Below are 24,890 nucleotides of genomic sequence, written 5' to 3' on the forward strand. Positions count from 1 at the left end.
TCGGCGCATCTTCGCGCCGAGACGGAGGGGGCGACACGGTGGTGGAGGTGAGGGCTGGCGATCGAGGATGGTGTTGTGGTGGGAGCCTTCACCGGCCAAACCCGGTCGCCCCCTCCGTCACGGCCCGAAGTCGGGCCGCGCCACCTCCCCATTCGCCAAGAGGCGAACAGGGAGGAGATTGATCAGAACGCCTCCGCCGGCATCGCCATCAGCACGTCCGCACCGGTCTTCATCTTGGCCAGATGCGCACCGGCGTCCGGCAGGATACGCTCGACAAAATAACGGCCGGTCTGCAGCTTGGTCGCATAGAAGGGATCGTCCGAACCCGCATCGACCTTGGCCTGCGCCGCCTTGGCCATCTGGGCCCAGAGGAAGGCCAGGGCCGTGATGCCGAACAGGTTGAGATAGTCCGTCGAGGCGGCGCCGGCGTTGTCGGGGTTGGCCATGCCGTTCTGCATCAGCCACATCGTGCCCTCCTGCAGCTTGGCCTTGGCGTCGGCCAGGCCGTCGACATAGGTCTTGATGGACTCGTTGCCGGCGTTCTCGGCGACGAAGGCATCGATGTCGGCGAACCAGGTCATGATCGCCCGCCCGCCCTGCGACGGCAGCTTGCGGCCCACCAGATCCAGCGCCTGGATGCCGTTGGTACCTTCATAGATCATGGTGATCCGCGCATCGCGCAGATACTGCGACGCCTGGAAATGCTCGGTGTAGCCACTGCCGCCGTGGACCTGCATCCCCAGGGACGCGACGTGGAAGCCCTTGTCGGTCAGATAGGCTTTCAGCACCGGGGTCAGCAGACCCATGTAGTCGTGGGCTTTCTGCGCGGTCGCGGCGTCGGCGGATTTCTGAAGATCGGCCTGGAGCGCGGTCCACAGGATGAAGGCCTGACCGCCTTCGACGAAGGCCTTGGCTTCCAGCAGCATCCGGCGAACGTCGGGGTGGACCATGATGGAGTCGGCGGCGGCGTCCGGGCTCTTGGGACCCGTCAGCGATCGACCCTGAATGCGGTCCTTGGCGAACTCCAGCGCGGCCTGATAGGCGGCCGAGCCGATGGCCAGCCCCTGAAGGCCGGTGCCCAGGCGGGCCTCGTTCATGACCACGAACATATTGTTCATGCCACGGCCTTCCTCGCCGATCAGCCAGCCGGTGGCCTCGTCATACTGCATCACGGCGGTCGCGTTGCCGTTGATGCCCATCTTGTGCTCGAGCCCGGCGCACATCAGCGAATTCCGCTCGCCGATCGACCCGTCGTCATTGACGAGGAATTTGGGCACCAGGAAGAGCGACAATCCCTTGATCCCGGCCGGCGCGCCTTCGACGCGGGCGAGAACCGTGTGGATGATGTTGTCGGTGAAGTCGTGTTCGCCGGCCGAGATCCAGATCTTCTGGCCACTGATCTTGTAGGTGCCGTCGCCCTGGGGCACGGCCTTGGTGCGCACCATGCCCAGGTCGGTGCCGCACTGGGGCTCGGTCAGGTTCATGGTCCCGCCCCACTCGCCGGTGGCCATCTTCGGAAGGTATTTGGTCTTCAGCTCATCCGAGGCATTGGCGTGGATGCCCGCATAGGCCCCCGCCGTCAGGCCTGGATACATCGAGAAGGCCGCCGAGGCGCCGGCGGTGAACTGGCCGAACGCCATCCCGACCACGGCGGGCATCCCCTGGCCGCCGTAGGCCGGATCGGCCGACAGGGCGGGCCAGCCGGCCGCGACCATGGCCTGATAGGCTTCCTTCCAGCCCTTGGGCCCGGTGACGACGCCGCCCTCGGCCCAGTGACAGCCTTCCTTGTCGCCCGAATGGTTGATCGGGGCGATGACCTCTTCCGCGAACTTGGCGCCCTCTTCGAGGATCTGCTGCACCAGATCGGACGAGATGTCCTCGAACCCGGCCTGATTGGAATAGCGGTCGATCTCTAGGACCTCGTTCAGGATGAAGGTGAGGTCGCGGACGGGGGCTTTATAGGCCATGAGGCTCAGGCTCTCGCTTTGAAGGGATGGCGCACCGGGTGGTGGTCGTGGTTGTCGGGGTTCAGGCGGGCACTCAGGACCGACTCATAGTCCTCGGCGCCGGGCAGCAGGTCGGGCCGCATCTGGGACAGGCGCTCCTCCATCGCGGCGCAGGCCTCCTCGGCCGTCTCGATGGCGGCGTCGAGGTCTTCGCGCTGCTGCTTCAGGGCCTCGATCTGGGCGCGGTGGCGGCGCAGGGCGATCGCCATCTGGTGCGTATTGCCGTCGTTGCGGTCGTACAGATCCAGCATGTCCTGGATCTCGTGCAGGGTAAAACCGATGCGTCGGCCGCGCAGGATCAGCTTGAGCCGGGCGCGGTCGCGGGCGTCATAGACCCGGGTCTGGCCCTTGCGCGCCGGGGTCAGCAGACCCTTGTCCTCATAGAAGCGCAGCGCCCTGGCCGTGGCCCCGAACTCGCGGCACAGCTGGCGGATGGAATAGGTGCGATGGTCGTCTGCGGTCGCCATGAAGGCTACATAGCCCGAACTTGACGCGCACGTAAAGGGAAGCTTTTGCGATCGCTCACAGCAAGAACGACCGATGGGGGAACTTCACTCTTCGACGAAGCAAGACAAGACTTCCCCCATCGGCCCTGGATCGCTACGCGATCGACAGGCCGCTTTCCCCCATGAAGGATGGGGGAAGAGCAGGACGAACAATGCCACGCAAACACGTCAACGACGCCGGAACCGCCAAACGCGATTTGCCGCAGAAGACGTGCGTCTCCTGCGGCAAGCCGTTCGCATGGCGCCGCAAGTGGGCGCGGGACTGGGATCAGGTGAAGTTCTGCTCCGACCGTTGCCGGTCGGTCGGCGAAGTCAGGCCCGGCGGCCCAGCAGCACGGGGATCGTGATCGCCAGCAACAGGACGTTGACGATCGACAGGCCGATGTCGCCGCCCAGGGCATGCACGCCCAGCATCACGGCCTCCAGCACGATCAGACCGGCGGCGGAAACGACGACCAGGGGTCGGCCGACCTTCCAGGACACCAGCGGCGTCAGCACGCCCACAGCCAGCACGATCTCGGCGATGCCCAGACCCCGGACGAACTGTTCCGACACCATGGCCGGCCAGGTCATCAGGGTAATCAGATTGGCCATGGATTCCGTCAGCTTGGCATAGCCGGCCGCGAGGAAGAACATCGCGATCCAGCCCTGGAGCGTCCACAGCGCCATGTTGCGATAGGTGGCGCGCAGGCGCGCGGCGGCGCTGGAAACGGGGGTGACCGAGGCGGGCGTGAAGGTGGCAGCCATGGCGGGGCTCTGGGATGAAAGTCATCGGGGAGGAAACTGCAACAGTCGCGATATCGGATCGCCTGCCGCCGTCTGCGAGGGGTAATGGCACAGCTTTTCGCACATGTCATCAGCCGTAGACATCAATTGATGACTTAGCCGATCAACGCGTGTTTCAGGCCGCGAAATCTACGCAGCTACGAGGCCGAAGCGAGGCCGTATGCATACGGTTTCGTAATCCTGAGCGGGACCTGTCAGCCCTCGAAGCCCCAGGCCTCGCGGGCCTGTTCGAGGCGCGCCAACTTCGCCTGAAACGGCGACCAGTCATCGTCGGTGGCAACGGGGGCCCAGAGCGCCTCGACCTCGTCGATGAGCATCTCTTCGGGCTCGCTTTGCGCAAACATCGGATGCTCCAGCCGTTCGGGCAGGTCCGGCTCATGCTCGAACAGCGCAAAGCGGAAGGCGTCGAAGGTCTCGCCCTGATAAAGCGTCGCACGGGGGCCGCCCAGCGCCCGCGCCGACGAGCTGAAACCCGCGAACCAGTCGAAGAACAGCGGCTCCCACCGCAGGGCCGCGCCGCCCTCACGCAACAGCGCCAGGGTGGTGTCGACCAGCCGCTGATCCGCCGCCTCGCCGAGTGACTGAACCCCCAGCCGCATCAGGAAGGCCGCGCGCAGATGGCGGATATAGGCCGGGCCGAAGCCGTTCAGGGCCTCGGTCAGGGGCTCGACATCGGCGACCAGCTTGAGGCACCCTGCCAACTGGGTCAGGTTCCAGAACACCGCCTCCGGCTGGCGCGCGAAGGCATAGAGGCCCGTCTGGTCGAAATAGGCGGCTGTGAACCCGGGCTCATAGGCGGGCAGGAACCGCCACGGCCCATAGTCGAAGCTCTCGCCCGTGACGTTCAGATTGTCGGTATTGAGCACCCCGTGAACGAACCCCGCCGCGATCCACCGCGCGGTCAGCCTGGCCGAGGCCTCGACGATCGCGGCCAGCAGGCCGGGCGTATCTCCCGCCGCGACATCGGGATGATAGAGGGCCCGCACATGTTCGACGAGCGCCTCGATCATGTCGGCGCGCTGGTGATAGGCGGCGCGCTGGAAGGTGCCGAACCGGACGTGGCTGTGCTGAAGCCGGACCAGCACCGCCGACCGCGTCGGCGACGGCTCGTCGCCGCGCTCCAGCGCCTCCCCCGTCTCGATCAGGCTCAGGGCCCGGCTGGTCGGAACACCCAGGCTTTCCAGCATGGTCGCGGCCAGCACCTCGCGCATCCCGCCCTTGAGCGTCAGCCGTCCGTCACCACCGCGCGACCAGGGCGTCGTGCCCGAGCCCTTGGTGCCGAGATCGAGCAAACGGCCACGATCGTCGCGAACCTGCCCCGCAAGAAACCCGCGCCCGTCGCCGAGGCCGGGGTTGTAGTGCCGAAACTGATGCCCGTGATACCGCATGGCGATCGGCCCAGGCTGGCCCGGCAACGGCTGGAACCGGCCGAAGGCGGCGATCCACTCGGCTTCGTCCAGACCCTCCAGCCCCACGCTCGCCGCCGCCCGGTCGTTGCGGTAGCGCAGGATGGTGGTCGGAAAGTCGGCGGGCCGGACGGCGTCGGCGTACTCATCCCCCAGATCGAAGAAGCGGGGCTCGGGCGTATAGGCTGGGGTAACGGGCATGGGGTGCAGATGCCCCTTCGCAGGCCCCGCCGCAACGCCTGTTCCGGCTTCACAGCAACCGTCCAGATGCGCTAGAACAGCCGCAGACATCAGGCCCCATCGGGGTCAGGCTGGCGCGGGCATTCCCGGCGAATCCGGTCCGGCGTCGTCGATAACCGGCGCCACGGCAGACATCCATTCTCGGAGGCCCCGTGGCACGCAAACTGACCCTCGATTTTCTCAAGACAGAGACCGCCTCCGGTGCGGCCCTGGCCCTGGCCACCGTCGCCGCCCTGGTCGTGGCCAACTCGCCGCTGTCGGCCGACTATTTCGCCTGGCTGAAGAGCGAGCACACGCTCCAGATCGGGCCGCTCATCCTGCGCGAGACCGTGTCCGAGTGGATCAAGGAAGGCCTGATGGCCGTCTTCTTCCTCGTGGTGGGCCTGGAGATCAAATACGAGATCGTCCGCGGCGAGCTCAGCGACCCCAGGAAGCTGGCGACGCCAGTATTCGCGGCCCTGGGCGGCATGGTCGCGCCGGCGCTGGTTTACCTGGCGATCACCGGGATGACGGGTGGTCCCCACGGCGGCTGGCCCATACCTCTGGCCACCGACATCGCCTTTGCCCTCGCGGTCTTCGCCCTGGTCGGCAAGGGACTGCCCGCGTCATTGCGGGTCTTCCTGCTGACCCTGGCCATCGTCGACGACCTGGGGGCCATCGCCATGATCGCCATACTGTTCAGCCAAGGAGTGCAGTGGATGCCCCTGCTGGGTGTCGCGGCCCTGCTGGTCGGCGGCGCGATCTGGGGCCGGTCGATGCGTATCCCTGCGCCCTTCTGGGTTGCAGGCTTCGCCGCCGTCTGGTGGCTGACGGTTCAGGCGGGGCTGAGCACCTCCCTGACCGCCGTGGCCTTCGCCCTGATCGTGCCGATCGCGCCGCGCGCCGAGGACAGGCAGTCGCCACTGAAGGAAGCGATGCACGACCTGCACCCCTATGTCGCCTGGCTGATCCTGCCGCTGTTCGCCTTCGCCAAGGCCGGCGTGTCGTTCGCAGGCCTGTCGCTCGATCAGGCCTTCGCGCCGCTGGTCTTCGGCATCGCGGGCGGCCTGTTCGTCGGCAAGCAGATCGGGGTGTTCGGCGCGGCCTGGCTGGCGACGAAGCTGGGGCTCGGCACCCGTCCCACCGACGCCACCTGGCTTCAGGTCTACGGCGTCAGCCTGCTGTGCGGGGTCGGCTTCACCATGAGCCTGTTCATCGGGGCCCTCGCCTTCCCCGGCGCCGTCGATTCACCCGAACAGGTCGAGGTCAAGCTGGGGGTGCTGGCCGGCTCGATCCTGTCGGGTCTTTGCGGGGTCGCGGCGCTCGCAATCGCCAGGCGCACGCCAGGCAAGGATTTGGCCGAAACCTGAAAGGTTACTGGGCAGTTCACGCCCAATATTGACCTTGGGTCAGCGATTTTTGTCGCTTTTGCGTCACACCGGCGCCCACCGGCGGGCAAAACGCGCGCCAACCCCCTGCCGCTGCTTGTCGCTCTACTCGGCTTGGATTACGGCAGGGGTTCGATTACCCGCAGCTCCGGCAAGAGAGCGAGGGCAGGGAAACAGGAAACGCCGCGATCGCCGTCCAGGCGGTCGGGCCATGAGCCGGGAGCCGTCCATGCGTCTTACTCAATCACTTCGCTATTCCGTGTCCGCCGCCGTCGTCGGCGCGGTCGCCTTCGGTCTCGTCGGCGCCGCCTCGGCCCAGGACCAGGAAGGCCCGTCGACCAGCGTCGACGACATCATCGTCACCGCCCAGAAGCGCGAGCAGAGCCTTCAGGACGTGCCGATCGTGGTCACCTCCCTGTCGGCCGAGGCGCTCGACAACGCGGGCGTCAAGGACATCAAGGATCTGCAGATCCTGACCCCCGGCATGACGGTCACCTCGACCTCGTCGGAAGCCTCGACCACCGTCCGTATCCGCGGCGTCGGCACCGTGGGTGACAACCCCGGTCTGGAGAGCTCGGTCGGCGTCGTGATCGACGGCGTCTATCGCTCGCGCAACTCGGTCGGCTTCGGCGACCTGGGTGAACTGCAACGGATCGAAGTCCTGAAGGGCCCGCAAGGCACCCTGTTCGGCAAGAACACCTCGGCCGGCGTCATCAACATCATCACCCAGGCCCCCTCGTTCACGCCCGGCTACAATGCCGAGTTGACGGCGGGCAACTACGGTGCCTTCGGCGCGTCGGGTTCGGTCACCGGCCCGATCAACGACCAGGTCGCCTTCCGCCTGTACGCCGGTCGCCGCGTTCGCGACGGCTTCACCGACATCAACCTCGGCGACGGTCCTCGCACCGACACCGACGACGGCAACCAGGACTTCTGGACCGCGCGCGGCCAGCTGCTGGTCCTGCCCAACGACAACACCTCGATCCGCATCATCGCCGACTACTCCAAGCGCGACGAATACTGCTGCGTCGGCGTTCAGGTCCGCACGGGCCAGACCTATCCCTTCATCGACGGCCTCTCGACCGGCACCGGCCAGGCTCCGCCCAACGCGACCTTCAGCGGCCTGCCCTTCTCGCGCCTCGGCTATGCCAACCGCGAAGACGGCCAGACCATCGAGGACAAGGGCCTGTCGGCCGAGGCCAACATCGACCTGAACCGCTGGGGTGACGCCACCCTGACGACCGTCTCGTCGTGGCGGCGCTGGAAGTCCTCGCTGGGCCAGGACATCGACTACACGGGCGCGGACATCAACTACCGCGTCAACGACGGCGACTATGGCTACGGCGTCGAGAACTGGACCCAGGAAGTCCGTCTGGCCGGGGCCACGGACCGCCTCGACTGGCTGGTCGGTGCCTTCGCGACCCGTGAGCAGGTCTCGCGCACGGACAGCTTCTACAACGGCGCGGACTACACCCCCTTCCTGTCCTTCCTGCTCAGCGCCAACCTGAACCGCGCGGTTCCGCAGTTCCCGGTCAGCCCCGGCATCATCGGCTGCTTCACGCGTCCGGGTCAGACCTCGGGCGGTACGGGTCTGCAAGGCTGCCTGGCCTCAGGCGGCACGGGTCAACTGCCTGTCGGCCCCGGCGGTGCGATCGTCACCATCCCAACGGCTCAGGCCACGGGCCCGGGCTTCATCGTCGGCCAGGGCTTCCGCGACCGCTACAACCAGACGTCCGAGTCGTTCGCGCTGTTCACGAACAACACCTTCCACCTGACGGACCAGTTCGATATCACCGTCGGCCTGCGCTACACGAGCGACACCAAGTCGGTCGACTCGCTGCAGACCAACCTGAACAACAACTCCAGCACCTGTAATGCGGCTTTGGCGAACGCCGGAGCCATCGGCGGCCTGCTGGGCGCGGCGACGGCCGGATCCATCGTCGGCACCATCTGCCTGCCCTGGGTCAACAGCGCCTTCCAGGACCGCGTCGCCCACCAAGAATTCGACGACAGCGAGGTCTCGGGCACGATCAAGGCCGCCTATCGCCTGAACGACCAGCTCCTGACCTATGTGTCCTACGCCCGCGGCTACAAGTCGTTCGGCTATAACCTGGACCGGACCCAGACCGGCGTGACGCCCAACGCCTCGACCTTCTTCCCCTCGGAAACGGTCGACAGCTATGAGGCCGGGTTCAAGGCCACCCTGTTCGATCGCAAGGTGCTGTTCAACGCGACCTACTTCAACCAGAAGGTCGAGAATTTCCAGCTCAACACCTTCCTCGGCACCGCCTTCACGGTGGAAGCGATCCCCGAGCTGAACAGCCAGGGCTTCGACGCCGACTTCCTGTGGTTCACTCCGATCGAAGGCCTGTCGGTCTCGTCCGGCCTGACCTACACGGATGCCGAATACGGCGTGTTCACCGCCGCCCAGCTGACCCAGCCGTCCAACTTCCCGCAGCTGTCGCTGCTGCCGGGCGGCACCCCGGCCTTCGCGCCGGAATGGTCCAGCACCAACTCGGTCAACTTCGAGCGCACCGTCGGCAACCTGCTGTTCGGCGCCAGCCTGTCGGCCAAATATTCCAGCGAATACAACACCGGCTCCGACCTGCTGCCGTACAAGGGCCAGGACGCCTACACCCTCGTCAACGGCCGCATCACGCTCGGAACGGCTGACGATCGCTGGACCGTCGAACTCTGGGGTCAGAACCTGACCGACAAGGAATACATCCAGGTCGGTTACGCCGCGCCGCTGCAGGGCACCGCCTTCCAGTCGACGCTTCAGACCGCCGGCTCGAACCCCGGCACCTTCTACAATGCGGCCGCCGACACCGCGACCTATGACGCGTTCCTGGGTGCCCCGCGCACCTACGGAATCACCTTCAAGGTCAAGTATTGATCATCCCGCCAAGAGGATGAACTTCAGAGCCGGCCGGGGTCCGCCCCGGCCGGCTTTTTCGTGGCCCGTGCCGTGGACGATCGGTCGCAGCAAGCGACGCTGTTCAGCGGGAACGCAGCCTCTAGCCTGCCGTTGATCCGTCGACCCTCAGCCTGTCGAGACTCGCCATGCGCATGATCCCCCTCGCCACCACCGTCGCCTTCGCCGCCCTGGCCGCCGCCTGCGGAGCCAGCGGTCAGAACGCCCCCGCCCCCCAGGCCGGGGCGCCCCTGGAGACCCGCCCGGCAAACGGCACAGGCCAGACCCCCGCCTTCCCCGGCCAGACTCGCGCACCCGCCGTCACCACCTCCGTCGCCATGGCCCACACTGTGGTCGCTTCCGGCCTCGACCACCCGTGGGGCATGGCATTGCTGCCCGACGGGCGCTGGTTGGTCACCGAGCGTTCGGGAAAGCTGTCGATCATCGGGCCGGACGGGACCAAGAGCCCCGCCATCGCCGGCCTGCCTGCCGTCGATGCGCGCGGCCAGGGCGGGCTGCTGGACGTGGTGGTCGGCCCGACCTTCGCCTCCGACCGCATGATCTACTGGAGCTATGCCGAGCCGCGGGAGGGCGGCAACGCCACCTCGGTCGCGCGCGGAGCCCTGTCGGCGGACGGCAGCCGGGTCGACAATGTCCAGGTCATCTTCCGCGCCCTGCCCATCTATGACGGCGACAAGCATTTCGGATCGTCACTGGCCTTCGCGCCCGACGGCAAGCTGTTCGTCACCCTGGGCGAGCGGTCGGACAGACCCATGCGGCCCCAGGCCCAGGACCTCGGCTCGCACATGGGCAAGACGATCCGCATCAATGCCGACGGCACGGTCCCGTCCGACAATCCCTTCGTCGGCCAGGCGGGAGCCCTGCCCGAGATCTGGAGCCTGGGGCACCGCAACGTCCAGGGCATCGCCATCGGTGCGGACGGCAAGGTCTGGACCGTCGAGCACGGCACACGCGGCGGCGACGAGGTCAATCTGGACCAGCGCGGCCTCAACTACGGCTGGCCCGACGCGGCCTACGGCGTCGAATACGCGGGCGGTGCAATCAACGCCGGAACGACCCAGAAGGAAGGCACCGAACAGCCCGTCTACTACTGGGATCCCGTGATCGCCCCGGGCGGCGCGACCCTCTATTCGGGGGCCATGTTCCCGGGCTGGCAGGGCAATCTGCTCATCGCAGGCCTCAAGGAAAAACACATCGCGCGGCTGGTGATCCAGAACGACCGCGTTGTGGGCGAAGAGCGCCTGCTGACCGATCTGGGTGAACGTATCCGTGACGTGGCCGTGGGTCCGGACGGCGCCGTGTGGGCCATCACCGACGAGGCGAACGGCAAGCTGGTGCGGCTGGCGACCCGATAGGCTCAGCCGCGGCGGAAGATCCGCGACGCCAGATACCCCATCCCCGCGGCCAGCAGCACGCTGAGCAGGCCATAGGACCAGGGCCTGCGGTGAGCGAACTCATAGATGTCTCGCTCGAACCCGACCTTTTCGACCGTCAGGGTCAGGTTCGAGACCGACGCTGGCCTGCCCTCCTGAAACAGCCAGACCTCGGCGTGGTATTCGCCGGTTGGTGCGGTGGTCGGCAGTTCGACCTCGGCGCGGAACAGACCCCGGTCCACGAAGGTGACGCCGTCGGGATCGGTGTTGTAGAGGGCCGCCGCCTCCTTCAGCCGGATCACGGCCCGGCGCCAGTCCAGGTAGTCGTCGCCGAGCCGCGAGATGACCACGTCACGCACGCCGTATCGGGTCACCGTCCGCGCCTCGTCCGGGGCCCCGATGCGCAGGTGATCGACACCGACGCCCAGACGACGCAGCTGACCAAAGCCGGCGATCTCGCTCAGCGGCCGGGTCGAGGCGGTCATGTAGAAGCCGGGTGCCCCCTCGAACAGCACAGGCCGGCTGTTGAGCCAGACGCCCATGTTGCGGGTCTTCTTGACCAGGCGAACGGGCGCGTCCGGCCCCCGCACGACCACCACGACATCGGCGGGGGTGTCGGTCGGGTTGAACACGGCTCCGTAGAGAACGATCGAGGCCCCCTGGAACCCGGTATCGACCTTGACCTGGGCGTCGGTCAGGGCAGCGGCGACCCGGACCTGACCGCTGGTGGCCTGCGACTGCTCCGACGGCGGAACGAACGGCTCCACCACGGCGGGGGGACTGGTCACGAGGTCCGGGGGTGGCGGGGCCTGGATCATTTGTCAGCGATCCCCGGCGCGATCAGGAAGATGTCATGCGGCCGCACGAACAGCTCCAGCCCCATATAGACGCCGACCCCCAGGACGATGAAGCCGAGCGCCGCGCGCAGTTCCTCGCCCCGAAACCGTCCCGCGGCCCTGGCTCCCAGCTGGGCCCCAACCACGCCCCCGACCAGCAGGATGGTGGACAGGACGATGTCCACCGTCTGGTTCCGACCGGCCTGCAGCACGGTCGTGATGCCGGTGGTGATGATGATCTGGAACAGGCTGGTCCCGACCACCACCCCCGCCCGCATCCGCAGCACATAGAGCATGGCCGGCACAAGGATGAAGCCGCCCCCCACCCCCATGATGGCCGACAGGATCCCCGCGAACACGCCCAGCGCCACCGGCGGGATCACGCTGATCACCAGGCCCGAGCGCGGGAATTTCATCTTGAACGGCAGGCCGTACAGGAAGATCGGCCGACGACGCTCCTTGTGCGGAGCGACCTCGCCGCGTCGCCTGCGGATGATTTCGGTCAGGCTCTCGTTGAGCATCAGCATGCCGATGACGCCCAGGAAGACCAGATAGGACAGGGCCACCACCAGGTCGGCCTGACCCAGCAGGCGCAGGTAGCGAAACACCTCGACCCCGAGCAGGGCGCCGACCGCCCCGCCCGCCGCCATTATCCCACCCATGCGGAAATCCACGGCCTTCTGACCGGAATAGCGGATCACGCCCGAGGTCGAGGAGGCCACGACGTGGCTGGCCTGGCTGGCCACCGCCACGGTCGGCGGAATGCCCAGGAAAATCAGGATCGGGGCCATCAGGAAGCCGCCGCCGATGCCGAACAGACCGGACACGAATCCGACCGCCGTCCCCAGCAGAACCAGGATCGGCCAGCTCACCGAAATCTCGGCGATCGGCAGATAGATATCCAAAGGGCGGGCCTTCGGCTGACGGGTTGATGGACGCCGGGAGAGGCGTGGAAAATGGGTCTAGACTCGACGTCGCCGCTTCACCACCCGTTGCATGGACGACGCGAACTCGGGCGGTCCGCGTCCCTCGATCAGGCGAGCGGTTCGGTCTGGAAGGCTTCGGCGGCCGCCCGTGCCGTGCGCCGTCCGGCGGTCGGCACCTGGGGCGTGATACGGGTCACGGCAGTCTGGGCGTCGGTATCGCCGGTCCGGGCAGCGATCAGATACCATTTGAAGGCCTCGGTCGGGTTGGGCGCAATGCCCTCGTCGCCGTTCTCATAGATGCGGGCCACATTGTACTGGCTGTCGACCAGACCGCGATCCGCCGCCTTGAGCAGCCAGTTCAGGGCCTCGGGCCGGTTCTTCGCACCGCCGACACCGTCGAACAGATACATGCCGAAGGCGTGCATGCCGCGCGGATCGCCGCCCTCGGCCGCGCGCCGGGCCCACAGACGCGCCTCGGTGACGTTGCGGGTCACGCCAGCCTCGCCGCCGCGCTCGTACAGGTCCGCCAGCTTCAGCTGGGCCGCCGGCAGACCGAGGTTGGCCGCACGGGTCAGGGTCGCGATCCCGCCGGGCTGGCCGGTGTCGATCTGTTCGACGGCCTGGTCGAACAGGCCCTGGGCTTCGGTCTGGTCCAGCGACACCGCGTCGGTCGGCGTCAGGGCCGAGGCCAGCAGGGGCGTGGTCTCGCCTTCCGGAGCCGGGGCGCGCTGAGCGGGCCCCAGGCCCAGGGCCTGGCCGACCGTTTCCATGCCCGGAATGTTGAAGGCTTCGGCACCCGTCAGACGCTGCATGGCGAAGACGCCGCCGACCACGGCGACACCGGTCACCGAGGCCAGGAAGGCCTTGCGCACCACCGAGCCGTCCCGGTTGGCCTGTTTGTCCAGCCGTTCCTGCAGTCGCGACTTGCCGCCGCGCTTCAGGCCGAAGGCGGATTTGGGCTCGTCGGTCACAACCGGGGCCGACATCATGGCGGCGCGTGCGGCGTCGATGGCGCTGCGGGTCGAGGCGGCGCGCGCGGTCGCCGCACCGGACGCCAGCCCGGCCCGCATCTGGCGCGGATTGACGAAATCGGTCTCGGCCGAGAACTCGTCGCCGCCGGCGTCGAACGCGTCTGCGGGCGAAGGTGCCGTCGCGTGACCGAAGGCCTGCGGCCGGGTCGGTGCCGTGGCCTCCAGCGCATCCTCGACATCGGCCCCGCCATAGCCGCCGAACGCCGCCGGCTGGGGCTGGGGCTCGACGTAGACCGGCGCAGGCTCCGACAGGGCTTGCGGGGCAAGGGGCTGGGTCGCGAACGGCTGGGCGGCGAATGCGGCTTCGACAGGAGCCAGCGCGGGCGTCGGTGCAGGCGCGGGCTCCGGCATGACAGCCGATTGTGTCAGCACCCGCTCGGCCAGGGCCGCGCCGAAATCCATCCGGGGCGGCGTGGGGCTCACCGCGCCCGGAAAGGGGGCCGGTTCGGGTCCGACCGACAGGGGATCGGCCGACCAGCCGCTGTCGGGCGCGTCCTCATAGCCGTTTCCGAAGGCGGCGGCGCGCCAGTCGGGCTGACGCAGATCATCGGTCTCGAACCGCGACGGTTCGCTGACGGGCTCGCGCAGCGATGTCCGCTCGACCCGGCTCGCCATGGCGTCACGGGCGTCGGCCAGCAACTGGGCCGTGCGTTCTTCCGACAGCCGCATCCTTTCGGCCAGTTCGCCGGACGCGCGGTCGTAGCGCTGCTCGATCCGCTCCGAGCTGTCGGACAGTTTGCGGCCGATCTCTTCCAGGGCCTGGGCCGACTTGCGTTCCGACTGGGCGATACGGTCGGCGAGCCGGTCCGAAATCCGCGTGATCTCGCCGCCCAGTTTTTCCAGGGCGATGGCGTGCTGATCCTCGGACCGCGTCAGCCGCTGTTCGACCGCCTGGGCATAGCGGCCCATGTCGCGATCCATCTTTTCCGACAGTTTGTCGGACAGGGCCGAGGCGACGCCGTCGACCTTGCGGGCCAGGGTGTCGGCCAGACGATCGTCGCGCCCGGCACCGTCGGTCTCGACCTTCTGGACGCGGCCGTTCAGGTTCTGGGCGATGCGCAGGACCTCGCGGCCCATGGCTTCGATGCCCTGGGCCGAGCGTTGTTCGGAGGTCTTGAGCGTGTCGCCGATGGCCAGGACGGCGCTTTCGAGCCGGCTCATCCGGCCTTCGTGCTCGGCGGTGTCCAGCCGGCGCATCATGTCGGCACGGTTGGCCTCGACCTGGCGACCCAGGGTCTCGGCCAGTTTCTCGAAGCGGGCGGCCTCGCGCGAGCCCTCGGGCTCGACCCGGCCCTCGGCGGCGCGCAGCCGCTGATCCAGCCCGGCGAAGGAGCGTTCCAGGCCGCGCAGGGCCTCGGTGGTCCGCGCCTGGGCATCGTCGAGGCGGGCACCGACCTGGGCCAGCAGGTCCGAACCGATCCCCGGCCCCGCTGTCTTCTCGACCGCATCCATGCGGGCGCGCAGTTCGTTGGTCCCGCTGCGCTGGCGTTCCTCGATGTCGTACAGGCGCGAGGCCAAGGCCCCGAGGCCGGTCTCGACCTTGCCGAAGGTCGCCTTGGTTTCGGGCCCGAGCTGTTGCTCGAAGGTGCGCAGGCGACGGTGGCCCTCGCGCAGTTCCTCGGAGATGTCGTCCAGACGCCGACCCTGCGTCTTGGCCGTCGCGTCCTGGCCGTCGAGACGACGGACCAGACCCGAGACAGCCTGATCGACCCCCTGGATGGCGACGGTAGAGCGCCGCTCGGCCGCTTCGAGGCGGGCGGCGATGGCATCGACCGAGGCGGCGACGCGGTGCAGCACGTCGTCCGATGCGTCATAGGACGACCGGCCCGGCCGGTCATAGGCGTCGTCCAGCCGACGCGAGCGCCCGCGCCGGTCGATGGCCTCGGCGGCGTGCGGTCGGCGGGGCAGCGGCGTGTAGGACTCGTCGTCCTCGCCGTCGTCCATGATCATGGTGTTGAGCCACTCGCCCAGCGTCATGCCGGAGCGACGGGCGAGGTCCTTGGCGACTTCACGCGCCTTGGGGTCGATGCCCTTTACGCTCCACGGCGCAGCTGCGCTCACTGATTCGCTCCTCGACCCATACGCGGCACGCTAATCGTCGATATCCGGGGTGTAAACGCATGGTTAACCCCAAGATATAGAGGTCTGGGTATCTTCCTGTGGACAGCCCCCGGGCCCGACCCGTTTCTCGGGCCGGCATGGTTAATGGGCCGTAAAGATTAACGACCCGGCAAGGATTTCGGCTTGCGGCCCAAGGGATGCGCCGCCACATGCGCGCGGTGCCCCTGATCCCGACACTGTTGCTGCTCGCCGCCACCCTGGGGCTGATGGTCTTCGCTGGCTGGCGCGGGGCCCAGCCGCCCGACGTCGTGCGCGGCCCCCGGATGGCGCCCTGGCGGTTCCTGATGCTGCTGTCGGGCGCCGTCGCCTTCCTGCTGGTGATCCACCTGGGGGCCCTGGCCGGGTTCGGCCCGCCGACCTGATCGGGAACCTCAGCGTTTCCAGCCGGTTCTCCTTGCCGACCCCACGCACAGGAGCATGACATGGCCGACGACCTGACCCCCGCCGAGGCGGAAAAGGAATTCTGGAAGAGCCTGAAGGAATCCAACACCGGCATGCTGGGCCTCGACCAGCCCGGCTATCACAGCCAGCCGATGACCGGCTATGCCGAGCCCGAGACCGGAACGATCTGGTTCTTCACCCGTGACGACACCGACTTCGCCCGCGACGTGGCGGCCGGCGGGGTTGGAGGCGGCGGCCAATCGGGCATGTTCACCTATCAGGCCAAGGACCAGAAGGTTCAGGCCTGCATCCACGGCGAACTCTCGATCGACAACGACCGCGAGCGGATCGAGAAATACTGGAACCCCGTCGTCGCCGCCTGGTACCCCGACGGCAAGGACGACGCCCACCTGACCCTGATCCGCTTCGACGGCGACGACGGCCGGGTCTGGGTCTCGGACAAGGGCGCGCTGGGTTTCGGCTATCAGGTGCTCAAGGCCAATCTGACCAAGAGCATCCCCGATGTCGGCGGCGTGTCCGACATCAATCTGAACTAGGCCTGTTTGGCCAAGCGAAGCCGCCGCGTCTAGGACGCGGCGGCTTTCGCGCGCCTAAACCTTCGTCAACCTCAGGTCCTGGTAGTCGTATGAGAAATCGGCGTCGGGGCTCAAGGCCTTCATCGTGGCGGTTCGACCTTCTACGGCGAACGTGATCAGCAGGTCTTCCTCTCGCTTGTCCGGAAACCGCGTCCGCATCGTCTCGCCCTCATACGGCTCAAGTGGGCCCTTGAGCGCGGGCGTCCGGCTGAACGACAGCCACAGCCCCTGACCCCGCGTCTCGATGACGATGTCGCCGTACCAGGGGTCTCTCCAGGTTCCGGCATAGGACGCCAGGGGCTGCGACAGCGGGGCGCCCGCCTGTTGCTTCGCATCGATCCCGGCGGCTGCGGCAATCGCCCTGGCCGTTGCGTCCGCCGCCAGTTTCCGGGAATCCGCGATCCAGTCGAAGCCCGCCTTTTCCATGACGATGTCGGCGATACCGCTGCGCAGGGCCCGCAGCAGGAAGCTCTCTTCCGCATTGGAGAAGATCGAGAAGCCGGTATTGCGGCCCGGGATCAACACCGTCGCCGAAATCCCGCCCGGCGACCCGCCGCCGTGGCTGATCAGCCGTTCGCCGCGATAGTCCTGGACCTGGAAGCCCATGGCATAGGTCGAGGCGATGGCGCGGTTGGGCAGCTCGGCGGTCGGGCCCGGCGACGAGCCGACGATGATGTTGGGCCGCCACATCTCGCGCGCCGCGGCCTCCGAGAACAGTCGCGACCCGTCCGGCAACGCCCCCATCGCCAGACGCAGCTTGATCCATTTGGCCCAGTCGACCGGGTTGGTGCAGAAGCCGCCCGCCGCCGCCGCAGAATCCCAGTTCCAGACCTCGGCGATCGAGTCCGCGATCCGGACCATCGGCCCGTGGGTCCGCAGCGGCGGCCCGACCCGCGCGTGCGGCAGGGCCGATTTCGCCGGATCGGCCATCGTGGTCATCGGCACGGTCTCGGTCATGCCGACCCGGTCGAGGATGCGGGTCTGGATGAACTGCTCCCACGTCATGCCGGAGACCTTTTCGATCACCGCCCCGGCGACCACGAACATCAGGTTGCAGTAGTGGTAGTTGGCCCGGAATCCGTCCTCGATCGGGACGAAGACGGCCTGACGCAGCACCTCCTCGCGGGTCCGGTCCGAGTTGGGCCAGAACAGCAGATCGCCGGCGCCCAGGCCGAATCCCGCCCGGTGGCTCAGCGTATCGCGCACAGTGATCCGCTCGCCGATCACCGGATCCGAAAGGGTAAAGCCGGGCAGATAGGTCCGCACCGGTTCGTCCCATTTCACCTTGCCATCGTCGACCAGGATGGCCAGGGCGGCGGCGGTGACGTTCTTGGTGTTCGAGGCGATGGCGAACAGGGTGTGCTCATCCACCCGACCCGGCGCATCCATCCGGCGCACGCCGTAGCCTTTGGCAAGCAGGGTCCGGCCGTCCTTGACCAGGGCGATCGACAGGGCCGGCTGATCCGGGAAGGCCGCCATGGCCTGGCTGACATAGGCGTCCACCGCTCCGGCGAGGGCCTCACTGTCCGCAGCCGCCGACTGGCTCCAGACCAGACGCGGTGCCGAGATCGCGCCGAGACCAGCGACCGACGACACAGCCTGACGACGCGAGAGGGACAGGGACATCAAGACGCTCCATGGACTGCCCACGGACGCTAGCGGGGCGTCGTCCGCCACGCCAGAGGGCGAGGCGGGTTTCCAGATGTCTACCGGTGTCATATACATCGCGAACCCGCCGTCAGAGCGGACCACCCCGGGAGCCTTCATGTCCATCCGCACCGCCTGGATCGCCGCCGCCGTCGCCCTGTCGCTGGGGGCCTGTGCCACCGCCCCCGTCCGCGCCGAGACCCAGCCCTTGACCTGGGGAACGAGCCTCGCGAAGCAGGACGCCGCCTGGTACGCCACGCCCGACGCGCGCCGGATCGCCGACACCATCATCCTGTATCAATCGGCCGAAGGCGGCTGGCCCAAGAACACCGACCTGCTGGTCGCGCCGACCGGGCCGCTGGATCCCGATCTGGCCAACAGTTTCGACAACAACGGCACCAGCCTGCCGCTGACGTTTCTGGCCAAGGTCATCGCGGCCGGAGGCGAGACCCCCGCCCGGCGCGCGGCCTTCGACAGGGGTGTGGATTACGTCCTGGCCGCCCAGTACGCCAACGGCGGCTGGCCTCAGTTCTTCCCGCTGCGCCGGGGCTATTACACCCACATCACCTACAACGACGACGCCCAGGTCCGACTCCTGACCCTGGTCAAGGACATCGCGGCGGGGGGTGCGCCCTACGGCTTCGTCGATGCGGCGCGCAAGGCCCGCGCGGCCGACGCCCTGGCGCGCGGCATCGATGTGATCCTCAAGACCCAGATCGTTCAGGACGGGAAGTTGACCGTCTGGTGCGCCCAGCATGACGAAGTGACCCTGGCCCCCGCCTGGGCCCGCAAGTTCGAGCCGCCGTCCCTGTCGGGCTATGAGAGCGTCGGGATCACCCGCTTCCTGATGTCCCTCGACCGCCCCTCGCCCCAGATCATCGCCGCCGTCGAGGGCTCCATTGCCTGGTTCCGCGCCCACGGTATTGCCGACATCGCCGTCGAGCGCTTCACCGATGCCAACGGCCATCCCGACCGCAGGGTGATCCCCGCCCCCGGCCAGACCCTGTGGGCCCGTTTCTACGAGCTCGGCACCAACCGCCCGATCTTCATGGGCCGGGACTCGGTCGCCAAGGGCTCGCTGGCCGAGATCGAGCAGGAGCGTCGGGCGGGCTACAACTACTGGGACGGTGCCGCCGCCAACCTGATCGCCCGCGACTATCCGGCCTGGCGCGCGCGGATCGCCGGATAGGCGACACTGGACTCAGGCTTCCGCGCGCGGCAAGGCGCGCGGATGGCCGCCGACATCCGTCCCTTCATTCGCGAGCGCGCGCAGGAACTCGGCTTTTCCGCCTGCCGCTTCGCCTCGGCCGCCGAGCCTTGGAGCGCCGGCGAGCGGCTGGCCCATTTCGTCGAGGCCGGTCGGCACGGCGACATGGGCTGGATGGAGACGACGCTCGAGCGCCGCGCCCACCCCACGGCGATGTGGACCGATGCGCGCACCGCCATTGTGCTGGGCGTCAACTACGGCCCCGACCACGACCCCCTGCCCGAGATGGCCGATGCCTCGGCAGGCTATGTTTCGGTCTATGCGCGCGGCGACGACTATCACGAACTGATCAAGGGCCGGCTGAAACAGCTGGCCGGCCAGGTCGCCGCCCGCACCGGGGCCGAAGTGAAGGTCTTCGTCGACACCGCCCCCCTGATGGAAAAGCCCCTAGCCCAGCGGGCCGGCCTCGGCTGGCAGGGCAAGCACACCAATCTGCTCAGCCGCGAGCACGGCAACTGGCTGTTCCTCGGCGTCATCCTGTCGGCCGCCGAGATCGAGCCGGACGCGGCCGAGGGCGAACACTGCGGATCCTGCAACGCCTGCCTCGATGCCTGCCCCACCAAGGCCTTTCCGGCCCCGTTCCAGCTCGATGCCCGGCGGTGCCTGTCCTATCTGACCATCGAGTTCGCTGGCCCCTGGCCGGTGGAGTTCCGCACGGCGACCGGCAGCCGCATCTACGGCTGCGACGACTGCCTGGCCGTCTGCCCCTGGAACAAGTTCGCCTCGGCCTCCAGCGAGGCCCGGCTGAAGGCGCGCGACAACCTGGTCAGCCCCCGCCTGTCGGACCTCGCCGCGCTGGACGACGCAGCCTTCCGCGCCCTGTTTTCCAAGAGCCCGATCAAGCGGATTGGCCGCGACCGCTTCATTCGCAACGTGCTGTACGCCATCGCCAACAGCGAAAACGGCGACCTGATCCAGGCCGCCGTTTCCTTGCTCGATGACCCCTCGCCGCTGGTACGGGGGGCCGCTGTGTGGGCGGTCGGGCGGCTGGTCGAGCCCGGCCGTTTCGCCCTGCTGAGGAACGGGCGGCGCGAAACCGAGACCGACCCCGTAGTGATCGAGGAATGGGGGAGGTTCGTACCCTCCCCCGCTCTCTGACCTACCAGATGCGGACGCGTTCTTCCGGCGGCAGGTAGTATTTCGTGCCCGGCTGGACGTTGAACGCCTCGTACCAGGCGTCGTGGTTCCGCACAGGGCCGATGACGCGGAACATCGCCGGCGAGTGCGGATCGGTGGCGACCTGCTGTTTGGCGGCCTCGTCGCGCATCTTGGACTGCCAGACCTGGGCCCAGCCGTAGAAGAAGCGCTGGTCGCCGGTCGTGCCGTCCAGCACGGGGGCCGGCTGGCCGTTCAGCGACAGGTGATAGGCCTCAAGACCCACCGCCACGCCCGAGGCGTCGCCGATGTTCTCGCCCATCGTCAGACCGCCCTGCACCTTGTAGCCCGGCAGGGGCTCGTACTGGTCGTACTGGGCACCCAGACGCGTGGTCAGAGACAGGAAATTGGTCTTGTCGGCGTCGGTCCACCAGTTGCGCAGCACGCCGTCGCCGTCGGACTTGGAACCCTGATCGTCGAAGCCGTGGCCGATCTCGTGGCCGATGACGCCGCCGATGCCGCCGTAGTTGACGGCCGGGTCCGCGTCCGGATCGAAGAAGGGCGGTTGCAGGATCGCCGCCGGGAAGACGATCTCGTTGTTCGCCGAGTTGTAATAGGCGTTCACGGTCTGGGGCGTCATGCCCCACTCCTGCTTGTTGACCGGCTCGTTCAGGCGGTTGCGCTGGTAATCCCACTGGAATTGGCTGGCCCGCCGGGCGTTGCCGAACAGGTCGTCGGCGCGAACCTGAAGCGCGGAATAGTCACGCCACTTGTCGGGATAGCCGATCTTGACGGTGAATTTGCGCAGCTTCTCCTGGGCTGCCGCCTTGGTCTCCGTGCCCATCCAGGTCAGGCCCTCGATGCGGTGCGACAGGGCGGTGCGCAGGTTGGCGACCAGGGTCTCCATCTTGGCCTTGGACTCGGCGGGGAAATATTCGGCGACGTAAAGACGACCCGCCGCCTCGCCCAGCATCCCCTCGGCGAACGAGATCGAACGCTTTTCGCGGCTGCGCTGCTCGGGCTGACCCGACAGGTCGCGCGAGCGGAACTCCCACTGGGCGTCCGAGAACCGCTTGGACAGCAGGGGCGCGGCACCGTCGGCCGTCTGGAACGCCTGCCAGGCCTGCAACAGCGCGACCGGCGTCTCGGCATAGATGGCCGCGATCTTGGGTACGGCGGTGTTCTGGGCCACGATCAGGCGGGGCGTATCACCCAGTTGCGCGGCGTCGAAATAGGCCTGCCAGTCGAAGCCCGGCGCTTCGGAGACCAGCTGGGCGATGGTATATTCGTTGTAGGTCTTGTCGCGGTTGCGGTTCTCGATCGGGGTCCAGTGGGCCTCGGCGATCCGGGTCTCGAGCGCCACGATGGCGGCGGCGTTCTCGGCGGGCTTGTCCCAGCCGATCATGGTCAGCATCCGCTCGACATAGGCCTGATACTTGACCTTCTTGTCGGCATAGAGCGGCGACAGATAGTAGTCGCGGTTGGGCAGGCCGATGCCGCCCTGGCCCGCGGCGACGACGTAGCGGTTCGGGGCCTTGGCGTCGATCGTGATGCCGGTGCGGAAAAAGGACGAGCCCAGCTTGCCGATGGAGTTGCCCATATAGGCGGCCATTTTCTGATGGCTGTCGGCGGCGCGGATGGCGGTCAGATAGGGCTGCAGCGGCTGGGCATCCAGCTGTTCGACCCGAGCCTCGTTGGCGTACGAGCGATAGGCGTCGGCGATCTTCTGCTCGTCCGAACCGGCGGTCAGGTCGGTACGGGCGGCCAGCCCCGTGACCAGCTCCTTCATCCGGTTGTCCGACAGTTCGCGCAGCAGGGCGAACGAGCCGTACGACGTGCGGTCCGACGGGATCTGCAGCGACTGCAACGCCGTGCCGTTGGCGTACTCCATGAAGCTGTCGCCCGGGTTCACCGAGGTGTCGCGACCGGCCAGGTCGAAGCCCCAAGTGCCGTATTTCGGCGCCGTGGTGCCCTGATAGCCCGACGCGGGGGCCGTGGTCTGGAACAGCGAGACGATCGTGCAGGCCTCGTCGACGCATTCATGGTCGTCGGATTGGGCGGAGAAGTCCTGGGCCATGGCGGGAAGGGCGGCGGGCAGCAGCAATGCGCCGATCGCGGCACCGAGAAGCAACGTCTTCATGGGGGATATCCTGGAACGCGAGAAAAGGGGGTCAGACCTCGGCGTGGACGCCGTTCGGCGGGGAAACTACGCCTCAGGACCGGCCCGTCGCCTTAAAAAAGATTCATGAATCTTCGGCGACGGTTTTGCGCTGGGCCACCGTTGAATGCCGAATGGGCTGGTGAAGACCGATCGCGTGCATTCGCCCTGCCGCGCATTCCCTTGGCCACGCCGGTGCGGCTATAGTGGCCCCGAACCCCATCTCGCCACCGTTCGCCCCCACGGGCGCAATCTCGCGCGTCGGGCGACCTGACGGGAGAGAGAATGGCGATCGGGCACGGCGGCGGCGGCGAATACAAGGACCTGGTCGTCTTCCTCGCGGCAGCGGGCGTCGTAGTGCCCCTGTTCAGCCGGTTGAAGATCAGCCCCGTGCTCGGCTTCCTCGCCGCCGGCGTCCTGCTGGGCCCGCACGGTCTGGGCAGCCTGGCCGAAAGCGCGCCCTGGCTGTCGTGGTTCACCATCTCCGACCCGACCCAGATCGCCCAGCTGAGCGAACTCGGCGTGGCCTTCCTGCTGTTCATGATCGGCCTGGAGCTGTCGTGGGAACGGCTGAAGTCCATGCGTCGCCTCGTCTTCGGCCTGGGGCTGATGCAGGTCGTGATCTGTTCGGTGGTGCTCGGGGCCGGTTTCGCCCTGCTGGGCCAGTCGCTGGCAGGGGCGGCCGTGCTGGGCATGGGCCTGGCCCTGTCCTCGACAGCGGTCGTCATGCCCGTCATGGCCGAGCGCGGGCGACTGAAGGGGGCGGTGGGCCGATCCACCTTCGCCGTCCTGCTGGCCCAGGATCTGGCCGTGGCGCCGATTCTGATCACCGTCTCCCTGCTGGTCGCCGCCGCCGCACCCGGCGGCTTGCTGGAGCCGCAGCTGATCGGCCGCACCCTGTTCGCCCTGGCCCCCGCCGCCATCGGCCTGGCCCTGGTCGTCGTCATCGGCCGGCTGGTGCTGCGGCCCCTGTTCCGATCGGTGGCGCGCAGCCGCAAGCGCACCAACTCGGGCCAGGAGCTGTTCGTCGCCCTGTGCCTGTTGATCGTGGTCGGTGCCGGCGTCGCGGCCCAGGCGGCGGGCCTGTCGATGAGCATCGGCGCGCTGATCGCCGGGGTCATGATCGCCGAGACCGAATACCGCCGCGAGGTCGAGATCAACATCGAACCCTTCAAGGGCCTGCTGCTGGGCGTCTTCTTCGTCGGCGTCGGCATCGGCCTGGACGTCCGGGCCGTCGCCGCCGATCCGCTGTTTATCTTCGGTCTCGCCGCGCTGATCACCGTGGTCAAGGCGGGCCTGATCTTCGGTCTGGCCCGGTTGTGGGGCATCGGCGCCCGCACCGCCATCGAGACGGCCCTGGTTCTCGGCCCGGCCGGGGAGTTCGCCTTCGTCATCCTGGCCACCGGCATGGCCGAGGGCGTGGCCCCGCCCGCCTTCACCCAGGGCGTCATGCTGTCGGCGACCCTGAGCATGTTCACCGTGCCCCTGATGGCCGCCCTCGGCCAGCGACTGTCCCGTCGGCCGGAGACCGCGACCGGACTTGCGGAGGACACCCCACCTCCGGTGGTTCGTGACGGCGCGGTGATGATCGTGGGCTATGGCCGGGTCGGACGGCTGGTCGGCGACATGCTGGCCGAGCACAACGTCCCCTTCATCGCACTCGACACCGATCCCGCCGCCGTCACCGCGGCGCGCAAGGCGGGCGTGGACATCTATTACGGAGACGCGGGTCGCGCGGAGATGCTGGAACTGTGCGGGATCGGCACCGCCCGAGCCCTGGTCGTCACCATGGACGCCCCCGGAAAGGTGGATGAGGTCGTCATCGCCGCCCGCGCCCTGCGCTCGGAAATGACCCTGATCGCGCGGGCCCGCGACGATCGCCACGCCGCCCGTCTGTACGGCCTGGGGGTCACAGATGCCGTCCCGGAGACGACCGAGGCCAGTCTGCAACTGGCTGAAAACACCCTGGTCGACATCGGGGTGCCCATGGGGCTGGTGCTCGCCTCCATCCACGAAAAGCGCGACCAGTTCCGCGCCGTGTTCCAGGCCGCGACGCCCGCCGATCGCCGGAACCGTCCGACCCGGGCCCTGCGCGGATCCACTCCGGGCAGCTGATTCAGGGCAGGCATCGCGACGGAATCGACGGCGTGCCGCGTTGCAAACCCCTGTAACCGACGCTGACGTCACGTCGCTCGGTGACCCTGTGTCACATC

The 24,890-nt window shown here is 67.9% G+C and carries 18 protein-coding genes; 9 read left to right on the forward strand and 9 right to left on the reverse strand.

Annotated features, from left to right (window positions below; genetic code table 11):
• Positions 1–182: 182 nt before the first annotated feature.
• Together O5K39_RS00705 and O5K39_RS00710 are read right to left on the reverse strand one after the other, a co-directional pair.
• Positions 183–1,967, reverse strand: coding sequence for an acyl-CoA dehydrogenase C-terminal domain-containing protein (locus O5K39_RS00705; RefSeq protein WP_271145392.1), 1,785 nt, complete (start codon positions 1,965–1,967; stop codon positions 183–185).
• Between the two features lie 5 nt (positions 1,968–1,972).
• Positions 1,973–2,473, reverse strand: coding sequence for a MerR family DNA-binding transcriptional regulator (locus O5K39_RS00710; protein WP_271145393.1), 501 nt, complete (start codon positions 2,471–2,473; stop codon positions 1,973–1,975).
• Positions 2,474–2,664: 191 nt separating this feature from the next.
• Here O5K39_RS00710 and O5K39_RS00715 point away from each other — a divergent pair, with 191 nt between their 5' ends.
• Entirely contained in the window at positions 2,665–2,859 is a 195-nt protein-coding gene (locus tag O5K39_RS00715) for a DUF2256 domain-containing protein (protein WP_271145394.1), read from the forward strand.
• On the opposite strand, the gene O5K39_RS00720 is transcribed toward O5K39_RS00715, so the two are convergent.
• Together O5K39_RS00720 and O5K39_RS00725 are read right to left on the reverse strand one after the other, a co-directional pair.
• Complete coding sequence (locus O5K39_RS00720; RefSeq protein WP_271145395.1) at positions 2,825–3,259, reverse strand: DoxX family protein; 435 nt, start codon at positions 3,257–3,259, stop codon at positions 2,825–2,827. The genes O5K39_RS00715 and O5K39_RS00720 overlap by 35 nt on opposite strands.
• A gap of 233 nt (positions 3,260–3,492) precedes the next feature.
• Complete coding sequence (locus O5K39_RS00725) at positions 3,493–4,905, reverse strand: protein adenylyltransferase SelO (RefSeq protein ID WP_271145396.1); 1,413 nt, start codon at positions 4,903–4,905, stop codon at positions 3,493–3,495.
• Positions 4,906–5,096: 191 nt separating this feature from the next.
• On the opposite strand from O5K39_RS00725, the gene nhaA reads away from it, so the two are divergent.
• The 3 genes from nhaA (at position 5,097) to O5K39_RS00740 (ending at position 10,601) form a co-directional block, all read left to right on the forward strand.
• Positions 5,097–6,293, forward strand: coding sequence for a Na+/H+ antiporter NhaA (gene nhaA, locus O5K39_RS00730; RefSeq protein WP_271145397.1), 1,197 nt, complete (start codon positions 5,097–5,099; stop codon positions 6,291–6,293).
• Between the two features lie 247 nt (positions 6,294–6,540).
• Positions 6,541–9,207: a TonB-dependent receptor gene (locus tag O5K39_RS00735; protein ID WP_271145398.1), complete on the forward strand. Its 2,667-nt coding sequence runs from the start codon at positions 6,541–6,543 to the stop codon at positions 9,205–9,207.
• Positions 9,208–9,374: 167 nt separating this feature from the next.
• Positions 9,375–10,601 (forward strand): PQQ-dependent sugar dehydrogenase, encoded by a 1,227-nt coding sequence (locus O5K39_RS00740; protein ID WP_271145399.1) that lies wholly within the window; start codon positions 9,375–9,377, stop codon positions 10,599–10,601.
• Between the two features lie 2 nt (positions 10,602–10,603).
• Here the strand turns inward: O5K39_RS00740 and O5K39_RS00745 are convergent, their stop codons facing one another.
• From O5K39_RS00745 to O5K39_RS00755, 3 genes are all read right to left on the reverse strand, one after another.
• Positions 10,604–11,407 carry a TIGR02186 family protein gene (locus O5K39_RS00745; protein WP_271145400.1) on the reverse strand — a complete coding sequence of 268 codons (804 nt, stop codon included), beginning with the start codon at positions 11,405–11,407 and terminating at the stop codon, positions 10,604–10,606.
• 26 nt (positions 11,408–11,433) lie between these two features.
• The gene (locus O5K39_RS00750) at positions 11,434–12,360 is read right to left on the reverse strand and encodes a sulfite exporter TauE/SafE family protein (RefSeq protein WP_271145401.1); all 927 of its coding nucleotides are present in this window, start codon (positions 12,358–12,360) and stop codon (positions 11,434–11,436) included.
• Between the two features lie 128 nt (positions 12,361–12,488).
• Positions 12,489–15,473, reverse strand: a complete 2,985-nt coding sequence (locus O5K39_RS00755; protein WP_271145402.1) for a hypothetical protein — start codon at positions 15,471–15,473, stop codon at positions 12,489–12,491.
• Between the two features lie 197 nt (positions 15,474–15,670).
• On the opposite strand from O5K39_RS00755, the gene O5K39_RS00760 reads away from it, so the two are divergent.
• Both O5K39_RS00760 and O5K39_RS00765 read left to right on the forward strand, forming a co-directional pair.
• Positions 15,671–15,895 carry a hypothetical protein gene (locus O5K39_RS00760; protein WP_271145403.1) on the forward strand — a complete coding sequence of 75 codons (225 nt, stop codon included), beginning with the start codon at positions 15,671–15,673 and terminating at the stop codon, positions 15,893–15,895.
• A gap of 60 nt (positions 15,896–15,955) precedes the next feature.
• Entirely contained in the window at positions 15,956–16,471 is a 516-nt protein-coding gene (locus O5K39_RS00765; RefSeq protein ID WP_271145404.1) for a pyridoxamine 5'-phosphate oxidase family protein, read from the forward strand.
• 54 nt (positions 16,472–16,525) lie between these two features.
• On the opposite strand, the gene O5K39_RS00770 is transcribed toward O5K39_RS00765, so the two are convergent.
• The gene (locus O5K39_RS00770; RefSeq protein ID WP_271145405.1) at positions 16,526–18,136 is read right to left on the reverse strand and encodes a serine hydrolase; all 1,611 of its coding nucleotides are present in this window, start codon (positions 18,134–18,136) and stop codon (positions 16,526–16,528) included.
• Positions 18,137–18,275: 139 nt separating this feature from the next.
• Between O5K39_RS00770 and pelA the strand changes: the two genes are divergently transcribed.
• On the forward strand, positions 18,276–19,346 hold the full coding sequence (pelA, locus tag O5K39_RS00775; protein WP_271145406.1) for a pectate lyase: 1,071 nt from the start codon (positions 18,276–18,278) through the stop codon (positions 19,344–19,346).
• Positions 19,347–19,388: 42 nt separating this feature from the next.
• Positions 19,389–20,522, forward strand: coding sequence for a tRNA epoxyqueuosine(34) reductase QueG (gene queG, locus O5K39_RS00780; protein WP_271145407.1), 1,134 nt, complete (start codon positions 19,389–19,391; stop codon positions 20,520–20,522).
• A 1-nt stretch (position 20,523) separates the two neighbouring features.
• Here the strand turns inward: queG and O5K39_RS00785 are convergent, their stop codons facing one another.
• The gene (locus O5K39_RS00785; RefSeq protein ID WP_271145408.1) at positions 20,524–22,659 is read right to left on the reverse strand and encodes a M13-type metalloendopeptidase; all 2,136 of its coding nucleotides are present in this window, start codon (positions 22,657–22,659) and stop codon (positions 20,524–20,526) included.
• Between the two features lie 303 nt (positions 22,660–22,962).
• On the opposite strand from O5K39_RS00785, the gene O5K39_RS00790 reads away from it, so the two are divergent.
• Complete coding sequence (locus O5K39_RS00790) at positions 22,963–24,792, forward strand: cation:proton antiporter (protein WP_271145409.1); 1,830 nt, start codon at positions 22,963–22,965, stop codon at positions 24,790–24,792.
• Positions 24,793–24,890: the final 98 nt, after the last annotated feature.

Origin of the sequence: Brevundimonas sp. NIBR10, from assembly GCF_027912515.1 — a bacterium.
Classification (GTDB): domain Bacteria; phylum Pseudomonadota; class Alphaproteobacteria; order Caulobacterales; family Caulobacteraceae; genus Brevundimonas.